Raw genomic sequence first — 14,768 nt, 5'->3', positions numbered from 1 at the left:
GTCATGCCTGCTCGGGCGGCGGCGTGAGCGGCAGCCGGGTTTCCTTCAGGCTGCGCAGCACGAAGCAGGACTTGCTGTGCCGGATGCCCGGAATGCGATAGAGACGTTCGCGCAGCAGCCGCTCGTAATCGCGCGTATCGCGTACCGCGATGCGTATGTAGTAATCGTAATCGCCCGAGACCAGGAAGGCTTCCAGCACTTCGGGGATCTGCGCCAGCGCGCGCCCGAACTCGTAGAGCGTTTCCTCGCTGTGGCTTTCCAGCGTGACATGCACGATGACGGTATCGGTAAAGCCGATGCTGGCGGGGTCGATGTCGACCGTATAGCCGCGTATGATGCCGGCGCCTTCCATGCGCTTGATGCGATTCCAGCACGGGGTGGACGACAAGCCGACCGCCGCGCCGATATCGTTGAGGCTGGCGCGCGCGTTGTCCTGCAGGGCCTTCAAAATCGCCAGATCGAACTTGTCCAGTTTCATTTTCTAAATCGGATGATAAACATGGGCTAATTTGCTGCGATTTGGGGTATTTGTTGGAAAAGAAGATAAATATTCTTCCTAGAACCCCATAAGATGGTCAGCATGAACGACCGTCTGCATACCTCCACGCTTTCCGCCCTTCAGCAAGCCGAACACGCGGCCGCCGTCAATGGCGCGAAGATTCTCCTGCACACCCTGATCGAGCGTGGCGTCGACACGGTGTTCGGCTATCCGGGCGGCGCCGTGTTGCCGCTATACGACGCTTTGTACGCCGAGCCGCGCTTGCGGCATGTGCTGGTGCGCCATGAACAGGCCGCGGTGCACGCGGCGGAAGGCTACGCGCGCACCACCGGCAGGCCGGGCGTGGTGTTCGTCACCTCGGGGCCGGGCATGGCCAACACCACTTCGGGTTTGCTGGACGCCATGTGCGATTCGGTGCCGGTGCTGTGCATCAGCGGCCAGGTCTCGACCGCGGCGATCGGCACCGACGCGTTCCAGGAATGCGACGCCATCGGCATTTCGCGGTCGGTCACCAAGTGGAATACGCAGATTCGCGCGGTCCAGGACGTGGCCGAGGTGGTGGGCCGCGCCTTCGACCTGACGCGCCAGGGACGTCCCGGTCCGGTGCTGGTGGATTTTCCGAAAGACATCCAGCTGGCCAGCCCGGCGGACGCGCTGCAGGGCGAGGCCGATCCGGCGCGCAGGCAGTTGGCGGCGCTGCGCGCACGGCGCCAGGGCGGCAAGGCCGCCACACGGGTGCCGCAGGGTGCGGTACGGCGCGCCGCGGCGCTGCTGGCGCAGGCGCGCCGGCCGGTTTTCTACGGCGGCGGCGGTCTGGTCAATTCGGGGCCACAGGCTTGCGCCGCGTTCACCGAGCTGGTGCGCCAGAGCGGCGCGCCCTGCACGCTGACCCTGATGGGACTGGGCGCGTTTCCCGCCTCGGATCCGCAGTTCGTGGGCATGCTGGGCATGCACGGCACTCTGGAGGCCAACCTGGCCATGCACAACGCCGATCTGGTCGTGTGCATCGGCGCGCGCTTCGACGATCGCATTACCGGCAAGCTGTCCGAGTTCTGTCCGCATGCGCGCAAGATCCACATCGACATCGATCCGGCGTCGATCAACAAGGTCGTGCGCGTGGACGTCGCCCTGGTGGGCGACTGCCTGCCGCTGGTGCAGGCGCTGCGCGACGAACTGGCGGCAAGCCCGCTGCCGGCGCAGCGGCTGGGGCCCTGGTGGCAGCGTATCGACACCTGGCGCGCCCGGGACTGCCTGGCGTACACGCCGGCGGCCGACGAGATCCTGCCGCAGCATCTCATGCACCGCCTGGGCGCGGCGCTGGACGGACGCGACGCCATCGTGTCGACCGATGTGGGCCAGCACCAGATGTGGGCCGCGCAGTACCTGCGCTTCGACCGTCCCAACCGCTGGCTGACCTCGGGCGGCGCGGGCACCATGGGCTACGGCGTGCCGGCGGCGATCGGCGCGCAGATCGCGCATCCCGGCAAGACCGTGGTGTGCGTCAGCGGCGACGCGTCGGTGCTGATGAACATCCAGGAGTTGTCCACCGCCATGCAGCATGACGTGCCGGTCAAGATCGTGCTGTGCAACAACGGCTACATGGGCATGGTGCGCCAGTGGCAGGAGTTGATCCATGGCGGGCGCTACAGCCACAGCTACAACGCGTCGCTACCGGATTTCGTGGCGCTGGCGCGCGCCTTCGGCTGGGGCGCGGCGCGCGTGGAGCGGCCGCAGGACCTGGACGCCGCGCTGGCGGCCTGCCTCGAACACCCTGGTCCCTACTTCCTCGACGTGGCGGTGGCCGAGCAGGAGAACTGCTTTCCCATGATGCCGGCCGGCCATGGCCACCATCGCATGATGCTGGCCGAAGGCCAGTGGTACGAGGAGCCGCCCTTGCCGGAGTCTCCGGGCCCGCAGGCATGATCCCGGGCGCCTGTCCCCCACGGGGACAGATACCGTCTTGGCGGGCAGCTAGCGTAGATGGCGTATGACGGGGTGCCTGTCCCGGCGGGGACAGGCACCCGGAGTCTCGCGGGGACAGGCGCCCCGGCAGGTCGGCGCGCGCCTACACGCAGCGGCCGCCATCCACCTCCAGGCAGGCGCCGGTGATGAAGGCGGCTTCGTCGCTGGCCAGGTACAGGCAGGCGTTGGCGATGTCCTGCGGCGTGGAGAAGCGGCCCAGCGGGATGGTGGCGAGAAAGCGCTTGCGGTTCTCGGGCGTGTCGGGCACGCCCATGAAGTCCGCCAGCAGGCCGGTGGCGCCGATCACGGGGTTGACGCAATTGACGCGGATGTTGTCCGGCCCCAGCTCGGCGGCCATCGATTTGCTGGTGGTGACCACCGCGCCCTTGCTGCCGTTGTACCAGGTGAGCCCCGGACGCGGACGTATCGCGGCCGTGGAGGCGATATTGATGAACGAGCCGCCGCCATGGGCGCGGAAGTGCGGCACCATGTGCCTGGCGGTCAGGTAGATGCTCTTGACGTTGATCGCGTAGATGCGGTCGAACTCGTCTTCCTCGACCTCCAGCATGGGCCGGTTGCGGTGCGTGGTGCCGGCGTTGTTGACGACGATGTCCAGGCCGCCGAATGCCTTCAGCGTGGCGGCCAGCAGGTTGGCCACCGCGGCGTTGTCCGAGACGTCGGCGCGCACGAAGACGGCCTGGCCGCCGGCTGCGTTGATCGCCGCCGCCACGCGCTGGCCGCCGGCTTCGTTGATATCGGCGACCACCACCTTGGCGCCTTCGCGCGCGAAGGTCGCGGCGATGCCTTCGCCAAAGCCCGAGCCCGCGCCGGTGACGATGGCCGTTTTGCCATTCAATCGCATCCTGTGTCTCCTCGTTGTCGGTATGGGTCAGTCGTGCTTGATCGAGATGGTCTTGAGCACCGTGAAGCCGTAGAGCGCCTCGAAGCCCTTCTCGCGTCCATGGCCGCTGGCCTTCACGCCGCCGAAGGGCAGTTCGATGCCGCCGCCCGCGCCGTAGTTGTTGATGAAGACCTGGCCGCTGCGCACTTTGCGCGCGATGCGCAGCTGGCGGCCGCCGTCGCGGGTCCATACGCTGGCCGCCAGGCCATACTCGGTGGCGTTGGCGATGCGCACCGCGTCGGCCTCGTCGTCGAACGGAATGGCCGCCAGCACGGGACCGAAGACTTCTTCCTGCGCCAGCGGGTGGTCCACCGGCACGTCGCGCAGCAGCGTGGGCGCCTGGTAGTAGCCCTCGGCCGGCGCCTCGGGGACGATGCGGCCTTGCGCCACCGTGGCGATGCCATCGCCGCGCGCCAGGTCCAGGAAGCCGCGCACGCGCTCCTGCTGGGTTTTGCGGATCAGCGGGCCGCAATCCAGGTCGCTTTGCGCGGGGCCGGCGCGCAGGGCCGCGAAGGCCGCGCCCAGGCGCTCCAGCACGCGCTCGTAGGCGCCGCGCTCGACCAGCAGGCGGCTGCCGGCCGAGCAGGTCTGGCCGGCGTTCTGCACGATGGCGTTGACGGCCACCGGCACCAGGGCGTCGAGATCGGCGTCGGCGAAGACGATCTGCGGCGATTTGCCGCCCAGCTCCAGCGTGACCGGGACATGGCGCTCGGCCGCAGTCTGGGTGACCAGCACGCCCACGCGCGGCGAGCCGGTGAACGAGATGTGGTCGATGCCCGGGTGGCGCGTCAGGGCGTCGCCGGCCTCATGGCCATAGCCGGTGACGATATTGAGCGCGCCAGCGGGAAAGCCGGTTTCGGCGGCCAGTTCGGCCACGCGCAGCAGCGACAGGCAGGCATCCTCGGCGGGCTTGACCACGCAGGCGTTGCCGGCCGCCAGCGCGGCCCCGACGCTGCGGCCGAAGATCTGCAGGGGGTAGTTCCAGGGCACCACGTGGCCGGTGACGCCGTGCGGCTCGCGCAGCGTCAGTACGGTGTAGCCCTGCTGGTAGGGGATGGTCTCGCCGTGCAGCTTGTCGGCCGCGCCGCCGTAGTATTCGAAATAGCGGGCGATGGCGAGGACGTCGGCGCGGGCCTGCTTGAGCGGCTTGCCGCAATCGCGCGATTCCAGCGCGGTCAGTTCATCGCGGTGCTCCAGCACCTTGAGCGAGAGCGCCAGCATGAGCCGGCCGCGCTCGGCGGCGCTGAGGCGGCCCCAGGCGCCCTCGTAGGCGCGCCGCGCGGCCTGCACCGCGAGGTCGATGTCGGCGGCGTTGCCGCGCGCGATGCTGTCGAACTCCTGTCCGGTGGACGGGTCGATGACCGGAATGCGTTCGCCCGACGATCCGGGTACGGAGGCGTTGTCGATAAAGTGCTGCTTCATGCTGTACCACCTCTGAAGAATGTTGGGGAAGTCCTGCACGGAAGCGGTGCGCAGCCTCGCGGGTCGGACAGGATCAGAACTGGACCGACAGCCCTCCGTCGACCACCAGCACGTGACCGTTGACATACGAGGCCGCCGGCGATGCCAGGAAGACGGCCGCGCCGGCGATCTCTTCGGGATCGCCCCAGCGGCCGGTAGGGTTGCGCGCCGCCATGGCCGCGCCTGCCTGCGGATCGTTGGCCATCGCCGCGTTGGTCTCGGTGGCGAACGCGCCGGGCGCGATGGCGTTGCTGGTGATGCCGTGGCGGCCGAACTCCACGGCCAGGGCGCGCATCATGCCGGTCAGGCCCTGCTTGGCGGCCGGATAGACGGCGTCGTTGGCGCGCGCCAGTTCGCCCGCCACCGAGGTGATCGCGATGAGGCGGCCATAGCGCTGGCGCACCATGTGTTGGGCCGCCAGCCGCGCCAGCAGGATGCCGGCGACCAGGTTGGTGTCCATCATGGCGCGGATTTCGGCCGGGCTGGTCTCGGCCAGCGGCTTGCGGTTGCGAGCCCCGACATTGTTGACCAGGATGTCGAGCCGGCCGTGTTCGGCGTCGATGCGTGCGAAGGCCTGCTCCGTGGCCTGCTCGTCGGATACGTCGAACGGCAGCGCGCTGGCGCGCAGGCCCTGCTGGCACAGGTCCGACACGGCGGCCTCGACGGCGTGCGCGTCGCGGCCGTTGAGCAGTACATGGGCGCCGCTGCCGGCCAGTGCCTGCGCGATGCGCAGCCCCAGGCCGCGCGCCGAGCCGGTGACCAGGGCCACCTGGCCGGACAGGGCGAAGCGTTGCAGATACGGTAGGGAGATCATGTCTACGGACGGTCAGTCACGGAATTCCGGGGCCCAGTGCAATAGTCTACGCTCGAGCCACGTTACACAGTACACCAGGACGATACCGACGACGGAGAGCAGCGTTACGGCCGCGAACATGTCGGTGGCGTTCAGCGTGGCCAGCGCGGTGATCATCAGGTAGCCCATGCCGGTGGTCGAGCCGACGAATTCGGCCAGCACCACGCCGATGAGCGCGAAGCTGATGGCGTTGGGCAGCGCCGCGAAGGTCCAGGCCGCGGCGGTCGGGATGCGCACGCGCCACAGGATCTGGCGCGGCGAGCCGCCCAGGGTGCGGCAGAAGTCCACCAGCTCGCGTTCGACGCTGCGGCCGCCCTTGTAGGTATTGAAGAACACCAGGAAAAACACCACGAACCACGAAGTCACGACCTTGGAGGCCATGCCCAGCCCGAAGAACATCGTGATCAGCGGAACGAAGGCGATGCGCGGCATCGAATTGAAGGCCACGATGAACGGGTTGAACACATCGGCCAGCATGCGGCTGCGCGACAGCGCCAGGCCGACCACGAAGCCGCTGCCCACGCCAACCGCCAGGCCGAGCAGCGTGGCCTGCAGCGTCAGCCACAGGTGCGGCCAGACCGATCGCGGTCCGGGTTGCATCCATTGCCACAGGCGCTGCGCCACGCGCGAGGGCTGGCTGATGAAGAAGGGATCGAAGATCGTGTTCTGCACGAACCAGGGAACGCGCGTCAGGCCTTCCCAGGCGCCCAGGATGAGCGCCAGGATGAGCAGCTGCCATGCCGTGACGCGCAGGCGGCGCCGCGCGCCGTGTTCGCGGTCTTGCCGCAGGCCATCGCGCAGCGCGTCCGGGAGCGGGGAGTCGGAGGACATCGGCGGGCTCAGGCGGCGTTGCGGAACTGCTGGCCCAGGACGGCCCACAGGCTGCGCATATGCGCGGTGAACTGCGGCGTGTCGCGCAGCGTGAAGACGTCGCGCGGGTGGGCGATGGCGATGCGCTCGTCGAGCAGCACGCGGCTGGGCGGGCCCGACAGGACGACGACCCGGTCGGCCAGCGTGATCGCCTCGTCCAGGTCGTGCGTGACCATGACGATGGTCTGGCCCAGCTTGCGCCAGATCTCGCCCAGCTCGCGATGCAGATGGGTCTTGGTGTGGGTGTCGAGCGCGCCGAAGGGTTCGTCCAGCAACAGGATGCGCGGCTCGACGGCCAGGCTCATCAGCAGCGCCACGCGGCGGCGCATGCCGCCGGACAACTGGTGCGGATAGGCGTTGGCAAAACCGCTCAGGTGTCCCAGTTCCAGCAGTTCGTCCACGCGCCGGGCGATGCGCGCGCTGTCCACGCCCTGGAACCGCAGGCCCAGCGCCACGTTCTTGCGCACATTGAACCAGGGCAGCAGGGTGTCTTTCTGGAAGATGTAGCCCAGCGCCGGCGGAACCTGGCCGGCCACCGGCGCGCCGGCGACGCGGACCGTGCCGGTGGTGGGCGGCAGGAAGCCCGCGATCATGTTCAGCAGCGTGCTCTTGCCGCAGCCGGACGGGCCGACGATGGCGACGAACTCGCCGTCGTCGATGCGCAGGCTGACCTCGCCTACGGCGTGTACGGTGGCATTGCGGGCCTGGTAGACCTTGCCGACGTGCTCGAGCTCGATCATCACAGGCCCCGGGCCTTGCGCACGAATCGCATGTCCACGCAGGCGCTGTACGGCACCTTCTTCAGCTCCTCGTTGGAGAACTGGCGGCCGTCGCCCATGATGGCGGTCATGCGCGCGTAGGCATCCTCGGTGATGATGTTGTCGCGCAGGAAGACCGTTTGCTGGTACAGCCCAATGGTCTTCTCGATGGCCGGCCGCGCGTAGGCGTTGAGGTAGTCGTCGTAGATCAGATCGGTGACGGCGGCGGCGCTGTTGGCGCTGATGAAATCCTGCGCCTTGACCAGGGCGCCGACGAAGGCCTGCACCACTTCCGGGCGTTTCTGGATGGTGTCCTGCAGCGTCAGCGCGGCGATGCCGGGCACGTCGCCACCCATGAACTCCTGCCACGAGGCTTCCGTGGTGGCGTCGAAGATGGGCATGCCCCAGCCTTCCTGGACGGCCTGTTCCATCATCGACAGCGTCGCCATCGAGGCGGATACCGAACCGGTCTTCAGCGCGCCCAGCATGGTGGCCAGGTCGCCCAGCGGGCGGATATCGACCTTGTCGGCCACGCCGGCCTTCTGCATCAGGTACAGCGCCATCAGCCAGGTGCTCGATTGCGGCTGCGTCGCGCCCACGCGCTTGCCGGCCAGGTCGGCAAGCGTGCGGATCTTGCCGCTTTCGTAGTCGGCCCGGCGCACGATGATGTTGGCGTAGGTCAGCTTGCGGTCGAACCCGAATACCAGGGCGGCCGGCTTGCCGGCCAGCGTCAGCGCCGGCGCGGCGGTGGCCGCGGTGGCGCCGAACACGATCTGCCCGGCGGCCAGCAATTGGTTGGTGCGCGGACCGCTTTGCGAGTTCAGGTATTCCACCTCCAGCCCGTCCGCGGCGAAATAGCCCTGCTTCAGCGCCACGTATCCCGCGGCGAAGAACGGATCGATGCTGCCCTGGCCGTAGGCAACGCGGCCCAGCGCCGGCTGCGCCCAGGACAGGCGCGAGCCCGCCAGGCCCACGGCCATCAGGGCGCCGCTGCCGGCCAGGAAGCGCCGCCGCGTGGCGCCGCGGGGGGAACGGAGTGCAGTCATGTCATCCTCGAATGGGGGAGGCGGTTTTGCCAGTGGATTGCGGCAACGATAACGCAACTGGCCGCGTCGGTCGCGTGGACCGCGCGGCGCGGGTACGGGCAGGATGCGGCGCGTCATCGCGCGGGGTGCGCGATGACGCGGGGCCGTGCGCTCAGGCAGCCGATTTCTTGGCGGTCTTCCTGGCGGCGGTCTTGGTGGCCGCCTTCTTGGGGGCGGCTTTCTTGACGGCCTTCTTGGCCGCGGTCTTGGCAGGCGCCTTGGCCGCCGTCTTGGTGGCGGTCTTGCCTGCCGCCTTCTTGGCCGCCGCGCCGGGGCGGCCAGGCTTGTCGCCGCGCGGCTCGAATTCGAAGCCTACCTTGCCGTCGGGTTGGCGCACCAGGAAGGCCTTGAACTTGCGGTTGGTCCGGCTGGAGACGAAGCCGTCGAGCAAGTCGGTGCGGCCGGCGGTCAACAGCTTTTCCATCTGCTCGCGCGAGATCTCCTGTTGCAGGATCACCTTGCCCGAGCGGAAGTCGCAGCTTTTCTGCGGGCCGACCGATTTCTCGCACACGTAGCTCATGCCGTGCTCGAAGACGCGCGCGCTGCATTTCGGGCAGGCGCCCACGGACGTGTGGCCGGAGAAGTCGACGGCTTCGTTGTCTTCCTCGTCGTTCTGGCCGAAGTCGAACTCCAGCTTGTACTCGCCGCTGATGCGCAGGATGGCGGCGAACGGGCGGCCCATCTTGCTGATGAACCCCTGCAGCGGGCCGATCTCGCGCTTGGCCAGCAATTCTTCGACCTCGGGCAGTTCGAAGGTGCGCCCGCCCGGATGCTTGCCGATCGAGAAATCGCACTGGGTGCAGGCGAAGCGGCGATAGTTTTCCTTGACCACGCCGCCGCACTTGGGACAAGGCGTTTGCAGCGTGGCGTAATCGCCCGGCACGGTGTCGCGTTCGTACTCCTTGGCGCGCTTGACGATGACCTGGGTCATCTGGGCAATCTCGCGCATGAAGGCAGCGCGGTCCAGCGCGCCCTGCTCGATCTGCTTGAGCTTGTGCTCCCACTCGCCGGTGAGTTCGGGCGAGGTGAGTTCGGAGACGTCCAGCCCCGAAAGCAGCGTCATCAGCTGGCGCGCCTTGGCCGTGGGGACCAGGTCGCGCCCGTCGCGGCGCAGGTACGCCTCGTTGAGCAGGCCTTCGATGATGGCCGCGCGGGTGGCCGGCGTACCCAGGCCGCGCTCGGACATGGCCTCGCGCAGCTCTTCGTCGTCGACCAGCTTGCCGGCGCCTTCCATCGCCGACAGCAGCGTGGCTTCGTTGTAGCGCGCCGGCGGCTTGGTCGCCAGGCCGACCGCTTCGACGTCCTCGGCGCGCACGGTCTCGCCGTCGGCCACCGGCACCAGGTTGGCGTCCTCGCCCTGGGCCTCCTTGCCGTAGACGGCCAGCCAGCCGGGGGTGACCAGCACTTTGCCCTCGGTCTTGAAACGGTGGCCCTGCACTTCGGTCAGGCGCGTGGTGACGCGGTACTCGGCGGCCGGGAAGAACACCGCCAGGAAGCGCTTGAGCACCAGGTCGTACAGCTTGCCTTCGGCTTCGCTCAGGTCGCGCGGCACCTGCAGCGTGGGGATGATGGCGAAGTGATCGGACACCTTCTTGTTGTCGAAGATGCGCCGGTTGGGCTTGACCCAGTTTTGCGCGAGTACCGTATCGGCATGGCGCGACAGCGCGCCGACGGCGTTGGAGTCGCCCTGCGCCAGGACCTGCATGGTCTGGCGCACGGTGTTGATGTAGTCCTCGGGCAGATAGCGCGAATCGGTACGCGGGTAGGTCAGCGCCTTGTGCCGCTCGTACAGCGTCTGCGCCAGCGCCAGGGTGGTCTTGGCCGAGAAGCCGAAGCGGCCGTTGGCCTCGCGCTGCAGCGAGGTGAGGTCGTACAGCGCCGGCGACATCTGCGTCGAGGGCTTGGATTCCTCGGTGACGCTGCCGCTCTGGGCGCGGCAGGCCGCCACCACGCTTTGCGCGGCGGCCAGCGACCACAGGCGCGACTCGCGCTTTTCCGGATCGCGCTCGTCTTTCTTGAATGCGGGGTCGATCCAGCGGCCTTCGTACAGGCCGGCGGCCGCCACGAAGGTGGCGTGCACTTCCCAGTAGTCGCGCGAGACGAACGAACGGATGCGGTTTTCGCGTTCATTGACGATGGCCAGCGTGGGCGTCTGCACCCGGCCGACCGGCGTCTTGAAAAAGCCGCCGTCCTTGCTGTTGAAGGCGGTCATGGCGCGCGTGCCGTTGATCCCCACCAGCCAGTCGGCCTCGGCGCGCGAGCGCGCGGCGGCCTCCAGCGGCTTGAGCTGTTCGTCGTCGCGCAGGTTGGCGAAGGCGTCGCGGATCGCCTGCTGCGTCATCGATTGCAGCCACAGGCGCTGGATCGGCTTTTTCACGCCGGCGAACTGGACGATGTAGCGGAAGATCAGTTCGCCTTCGCGCCCGGCGTCGCAGGCGTTGATGATGGCGTCGACATCCTTGCGCTTGGCCAGCCGTACCAGCAGCTTGAGGCGCTCGGCCGATTTCTTGTCGGTCGGTCCCAGTTCGAAGGCGGGCGGGATCACCGGCAGGTGCGTGAAGCTCCATTTGCCCTTGACCGGGTCGTTGGGCGCCACCAGACTGAGCAAATGTCCGATACTGGAAGCCAGCACGTAACGATCGCTTTCAAAATAGTCGCCCTCGCGCGCAAAGCCTCCCAAGGCGCGTGATATATCCAGGGCCACCGAGGGTTTCTCGGCAATAATCAACGTTTTGTTCATGTGTATCCAGTGGCGGCAGTCCCGCCGCAGTTAGCGCGGATGATAAGAGCGGAGAATCGGGGCATGCAAGTCGATACTCACCAACAGGCGGGTTCGGAGCTGTACGCATGGCGTCAGTTCCTGGGGCGCGCGACCCTGTGGCTCGGGGTCGTGCTGCTGGGCAGCGCGGTGGTTTGCTGGGTGGCGGCCAACTGGCCGGCCATGACCAAGATCCAGCGATTCGCGGGGGCGCAGGGCTTGCTGGCGCTGTCGGCCGTGATCGCCGCCTGGGTGGCCTGGCGCCTGCGAGAGGCCGCCGGGGTACGCCGCCATGGCGTCGGCGCATTGCTGGTGCTGGCAGGCCTGTTCCTGGGGGCGTTGCTGGCCTTGCTGGGTCAAACTTACCAGACTGGCGCCGATACCTGGGAACTGTTCGCCTGGTGGGCGCTGTTGCTGCTGCCATGGGCGCTGGCCGGCGCCAGCCAGGCACTCTGGCTGCTTTGGGCGCTGATACTCAATGTAGCCGTGGCGCTCTGGCTAGGTGAGCGCTTACTATCATGGTGGTGGTCGCTGTCCGGGGCGGGATTTCCCGCGCTGGTGCTGGCGGCGCTGAACCTGGCCATGCTGGCCTGCTGGGAATGGGTGGCGCATCACCGCCACGTCAGCACGCGGGTCGGCCCGCGCGTACTGGCGCTGCTGGCGCAAGGCGTGCTGGTGGCGGCCCTGCTGTTCGATTTCGGCGCCCTGGCCGACCTGGCCTCGGCCACCGGAATCGCCTGGATCGCCACGACGCTGGGCATGGGTTTCTACTATCAGCAGGTGCGGCGCGACCTGGTCATCCTGGCCTTGCTGGCGGCGGCCATGATCTGCGTATCGCTGCGGGTGGTCGGCGCCTGGCTGCTGGAACTGGAGCCGGGCGTGTGGGCGGCGCTGCCGCTGGCCGGGCTGCTGATGGCCGAGGCGGTCTGGGCGGTGCGTTGGCTGCGCCGGCTGGGCGAGCAGTCCACCCGGGCCGCGGTCGACGCCGAGCCCGCGGGCGCCTCGGCCGGCAATGCGCTCGACCCGACCGAAGCCGGCGCTCCGGTGCTGGAGCTGGCGCCGGAGGACGCCCGCGGCGCGGCCGAGACGCCCTGGTACGTGCATGGCCTGCTGGGACTGAGCGCCTGGCTGGCCACCTGGCTGCTGCTGCTGTTCGTGGCCGCGTCGGGCATCGTCGCCAGCAAGGAAGGGGCGCTGGTGGCCGGCCTGGGCCTGTGTATCGTGGCGGTGGCGGTGCTGCGCACCGACTCGGGCCCGTTCTGGCGCCAGTGCGCCACGGCGATGGGCTTTGCGGGCCAGATCCTGGTGATGGTGGGGCTATGGGACAGCGCCTCGTTCGCCAGCGCGTGCTTCTTCATTCTGGCCCTGGGCGCGGTGGTCTATGCCCTCACGCCGGATCTCCTGCTGCGCTTTCTGAGCGGCTGGATGATCGCCCTGGCCGGCGCCGGGCTGATCTGGTGCGGGCTCACCCCCGGCATGGGCGACAAGCAACTGCTGGGCCTGCTGCTGGAGTTCGACGCGCTGCGCGCCGCATTCGTATGGCTGCCCGTGGCCGTGGTCGGCGCCTGGGGCGCGGCGGTCGCGTTCAGCCTGGGCCATCGATGGTCGCGCATCCGGCCGCAGCAGCTCGACCCGCTGGGCTGGGCGCTGGCGCTGGCGGTGCAATCGATGGTGTGGCTGGCGGGCGGCGTGACGGCCATGCAGTTGCGGGCCCTCTGGGCGCTGCACCCCTCCACCGCCGTGTTGACGGTCGCCGGCGCCCTGCTGCCCGTGGCGGTCGCGCTGTCGGTGCTGTGGCCGCGCCGCCGCCAGCTGACCGCCGGCATGCTCTGGGGCGTTCCGCTGGCCTTGCTGGTACTGGCGCTGTTCTGGTTGCCCAGCCCGGGCGTGGCCTTCGCGCTGGCCTGGCTGCTGCTGGGTTTCGGCCTGCACAAGCCGCGCCTGACCATGCTGGGCGTGATCAGCCTGCTGGCCTACCTGATGATCTACTACTACCAGTTGCAGATCCCGCTGCTGGACAAGGCGTTGTGGCTGGCCGGCGGCGCCCTGCTGCTGTTCCTGTGCCGGCTGCTGGTGTGGCTGGTGCCGCAATGGATGCGCACTGCTGCCCCGGCGACGCGCGCGCCCATGGGGCCGCCGTCGCGCGCCCTGCGCTGGCGGGTGGCCCTGGTGCTGGCCGGGCTGGCCGTGACCCTGGCCGTCGTCAACGGCAACATCTGGCAGCGCGAAGCCTTGCTGGCCAAGGGCCGGGTGGCGATCCTGGAGCTGGCCCCGGTCGATCCGCGTTCGCTCATGCAGGGCGACTACATGGCGCTGCGATTTGCCGCGGGCGAGGATATCGAACGCTGGCGCAACGACAGGCCGGCCGATGGGCAGGACGCCGCCGCGTTCGCCCACATCGATGGCTACGTCGTACTGGCTCCCGACGAGCGCGGCGTGGCGCGCCCGGTGCGCATCCAGGAGCAGGCCGCGCCGCGCGACGGCAATGAGATCGTGCTGCGTTATCGCCTGCGCGCCAGTGGCGTGCGCCTGGTGACCAACGCCTATTTCTTTCCGGAAGGCGAGCAGCAGCGCTACCAGCGCGCGCGCTACGGCGAGATGCGCGTGGACGACGGCGGGACCGGCCTGCTGGTGCGCATGCTGGGCGAGGATCTCAATCCGCTTTAGGGCTGGCTGGCACGGCGGCGTGGCGCATGCCGAAACGTTGCGCCCATTGCGCGGCGGCCGCCTGCAGGAATGCCTCGGGCGTGGCTGCCGCCAGGGGCGCGAAGCCCAGGCCGCTCCAGGCTTGCTGCAGCATGCGCAGCGGCTGGCTGCAATCGAGCGCCGGCGCGCCATTCTGCTTCGATAGTTTCAGGCCCGTGGCCGGGTCGACGATCAGAGGCACATGCATGACGCGCGGCGGGGCCAGGCCCAGCAATCGTCCCAGCACGCGCTGGCGTGCGGTCGAGCCCAGCAGGTCGGCGCCGCGCACCACGTCGGTGACGCCCTGGTCGGCATCGTCCACCACCACCGCCAATTGGTAGGCCCACAGGCCGTCGGCGCGGCGCAGGGCGAAATCGCCGACCGCGGCCGCCACGTCCTGTTGCTGTGGCCCCAGCCAGCGATCGACGAAGGTCTCGACGCCGGGCGGCACGCGCACCCGCCAGGCACGCGCCTGGCGGCTCGCGGGCAGGCCCTCGCGGCACGTGCCGGGATACGGGCGTTCGCCATCGACGTCAGCCGTGCCGCGCAGCGCCGAGTCGGCGATCTCGCGCCGCGTGCAGCCGCAGCCGTAGATCAGGCCGCGCGCGGCCAGGGCGTCGAATGCCTGCTGGTAAGCCGCGCCGCGCCGCGACTGCCACATGATCTCGCCGTCCCAATGCAAGTGCAGGGCCCGCAGCTGATCCATGATGACGCCGGCCGCGCCAGGCACGGTGCGCGGCGTGTCGACGTCCTCGATGCGCAGGCGCCACAGGCCATGATGGGCGCGGGCGTCCAGCCAGCTGGCCAGCGCCGCGACCAGCGAGCCGGCATGCAGCGGCCCGCTGGGGCTGGGGGCGAAGCGGCCGATGTAATTCACGCGGTTCCGGAAATCAATGCGATGGCGCGCCAGCACGGGCCGGCGCGCCATGTCTGGCG

The 14,768-nt window shown here is 68.9% G+C and carries 11 protein-coding genes; 2 read left to right on the top strand and 9 right to left on the bottom strand.

Going from position 1 to position 14,768, the window contains the following annotated elements; all coding sequences use genetic code 11:
• Position 1: 1 nt before the first annotated feature.
• Positions 2-478: an Lrp/AsnC family transcriptional regulator gene (locus LK409_RS20150; protein ID WP_003815987.1), complete on the bottom strand. Its 477-nt coding sequence runs from the start codon at positions 476-478 to the stop codon at positions 2-4.
• A gap of 93 nt (positions 479-571) precedes the next feature.
• Here LK409_RS20150 and ilvB point away from each other — a divergent pair, with 93 nt between their 5' ends.
• Entirely contained in the window at positions 572-2,422 is a 1,851-nt protein-coding gene (gene ilvB / locus LK409_RS20145; protein ID WP_010929540.1) for a biosynthetic-type acetolactate synthase large subunit, read from the top strand.
• A gap of 142 nt (positions 2,423-2,564) precedes the next feature.
• Here the strand turns inward: ilvB and LK409_RS20140 are convergent, their stop codons facing one another.
• The 7 genes from LK409_RS20140 to LK409_RS20110 all read right to left on the bottom strand — a co-directional run bounded on the left by LK409_RS20140 (position 2,565) and on the right by LK409_RS20110 (position 11,129).
• On the bottom strand, positions 2,565-3,323 hold the full coding sequence (locus LK409_RS20140; protein WP_003815983.1) for an SDR family oxidoreductase: 759 nt from the start codon (positions 3,321-3,323) through the stop codon (positions 2,565-2,567).
• A 27-nt stretch (positions 3,324-3,350) separates the two neighbouring features.
• Positions 3,351-4,784, bottom strand: a complete 1,434-nt coding sequence (locus LK409_RS20135; RefSeq protein WP_033448980.1) for an aldehyde dehydrogenase family protein — start codon at positions 4,782-4,784, stop codon at positions 3,351-3,353.
• A 73-nt stretch (positions 4,785-4,857) separates the two neighbouring features.
• Positions 4,858-5,637: an SDR family oxidoreductase gene (locus tag LK409_RS20130; RefSeq protein ID WP_010929539.1), complete on the bottom strand. Its 780-nt coding sequence runs from the start codon at positions 5,635-5,637 to the stop codon at positions 4,858-4,860.
• A gap of 12 nt (positions 5,638-5,649) precedes the next feature.
• On the bottom strand, positions 5,650-6,507 hold the full coding sequence (locus LK409_RS20125) for an ABC transporter permease (protein WP_003815977.1): 858 nt from the start codon (positions 6,505-6,507) through the stop codon (positions 5,650-5,652).
• Positions 6,508-6,515: 8 nt separating this feature from the next.
• The gene (locus LK409_RS20120) at positions 6,516-7,286 is read right to left on the bottom strand and encodes an ABC transporter ATP-binding protein (RefSeq protein WP_020699616.1); all 771 of its coding nucleotides are present in this window, start codon (positions 7,284-7,286) and stop codon (positions 6,516-6,518) included.
• Positions 7,286-8,350 carry an ABC transporter substrate-binding protein gene (locus LK409_RS20115; RefSeq protein ID WP_003815974.1) on the bottom strand — a complete coding sequence of 355 codons (1,065 nt, stop codon included), beginning with the start codon at positions 8,348-8,350 and terminating at the stop codon, positions 7,286-7,288. Before LK409_RS20115 ends, LK409_RS20120 begins: the two co-directional genes overlap by 1 nt.
• A gap of 151 nt (positions 8,351-8,501) precedes the next feature.
• Positions 8,502-11,129, bottom strand: a complete 2,628-nt coding sequence (locus LK409_RS20110; protein ID WP_010929538.1) for a DNA topoisomerase III — start codon at positions 11,127-11,129, stop codon at positions 8,502-8,504.
• 63 nt (positions 11,130-11,192) lie between these two features.
• Between LK409_RS20110 and LK409_RS20105 the strand changes: the two genes are divergently transcribed.
• Positions 11,193-13,814, top strand: coding sequence for a GDYXXLXY domain-containing protein (locus tag LK409_RS20105; protein ID WP_041937328.1), 2,622 nt, complete (start codon positions 11,193-11,195; stop codon positions 13,812-13,814).
• On the opposite strand, the gene gluQRS is transcribed toward LK409_RS20105, so the two are convergent.
• Entirely contained in the window at positions 13,801-14,760 is a 960-nt protein-coding gene (gene gluQRS / locus LK409_RS20100) for a tRNA glutamyl-Q(34) synthetase GluQRS (RefSeq protein WP_010929536.1), read from the bottom strand. The two genes, LK409_RS20105 and gluQRS, sit on opposite strands and share 14 nt — an antisense overlap.
• Positions 14,761-14,768: the final 8 nt, after the last annotated feature.

It is taken from the genome of Bordetella parapertussis (assembly GCF_020735925.1).
In the GTDB taxonomy this organism is placed as follows: domain Bacteria; phylum Pseudomonadota; class Gammaproteobacteria; order Burkholderiales; family Burkholderiaceae_B; genus Bordetella; species Bordetella pertussis.
This window is presented reverse-complemented; position numbering and strand designations above follow the sequence as displayed.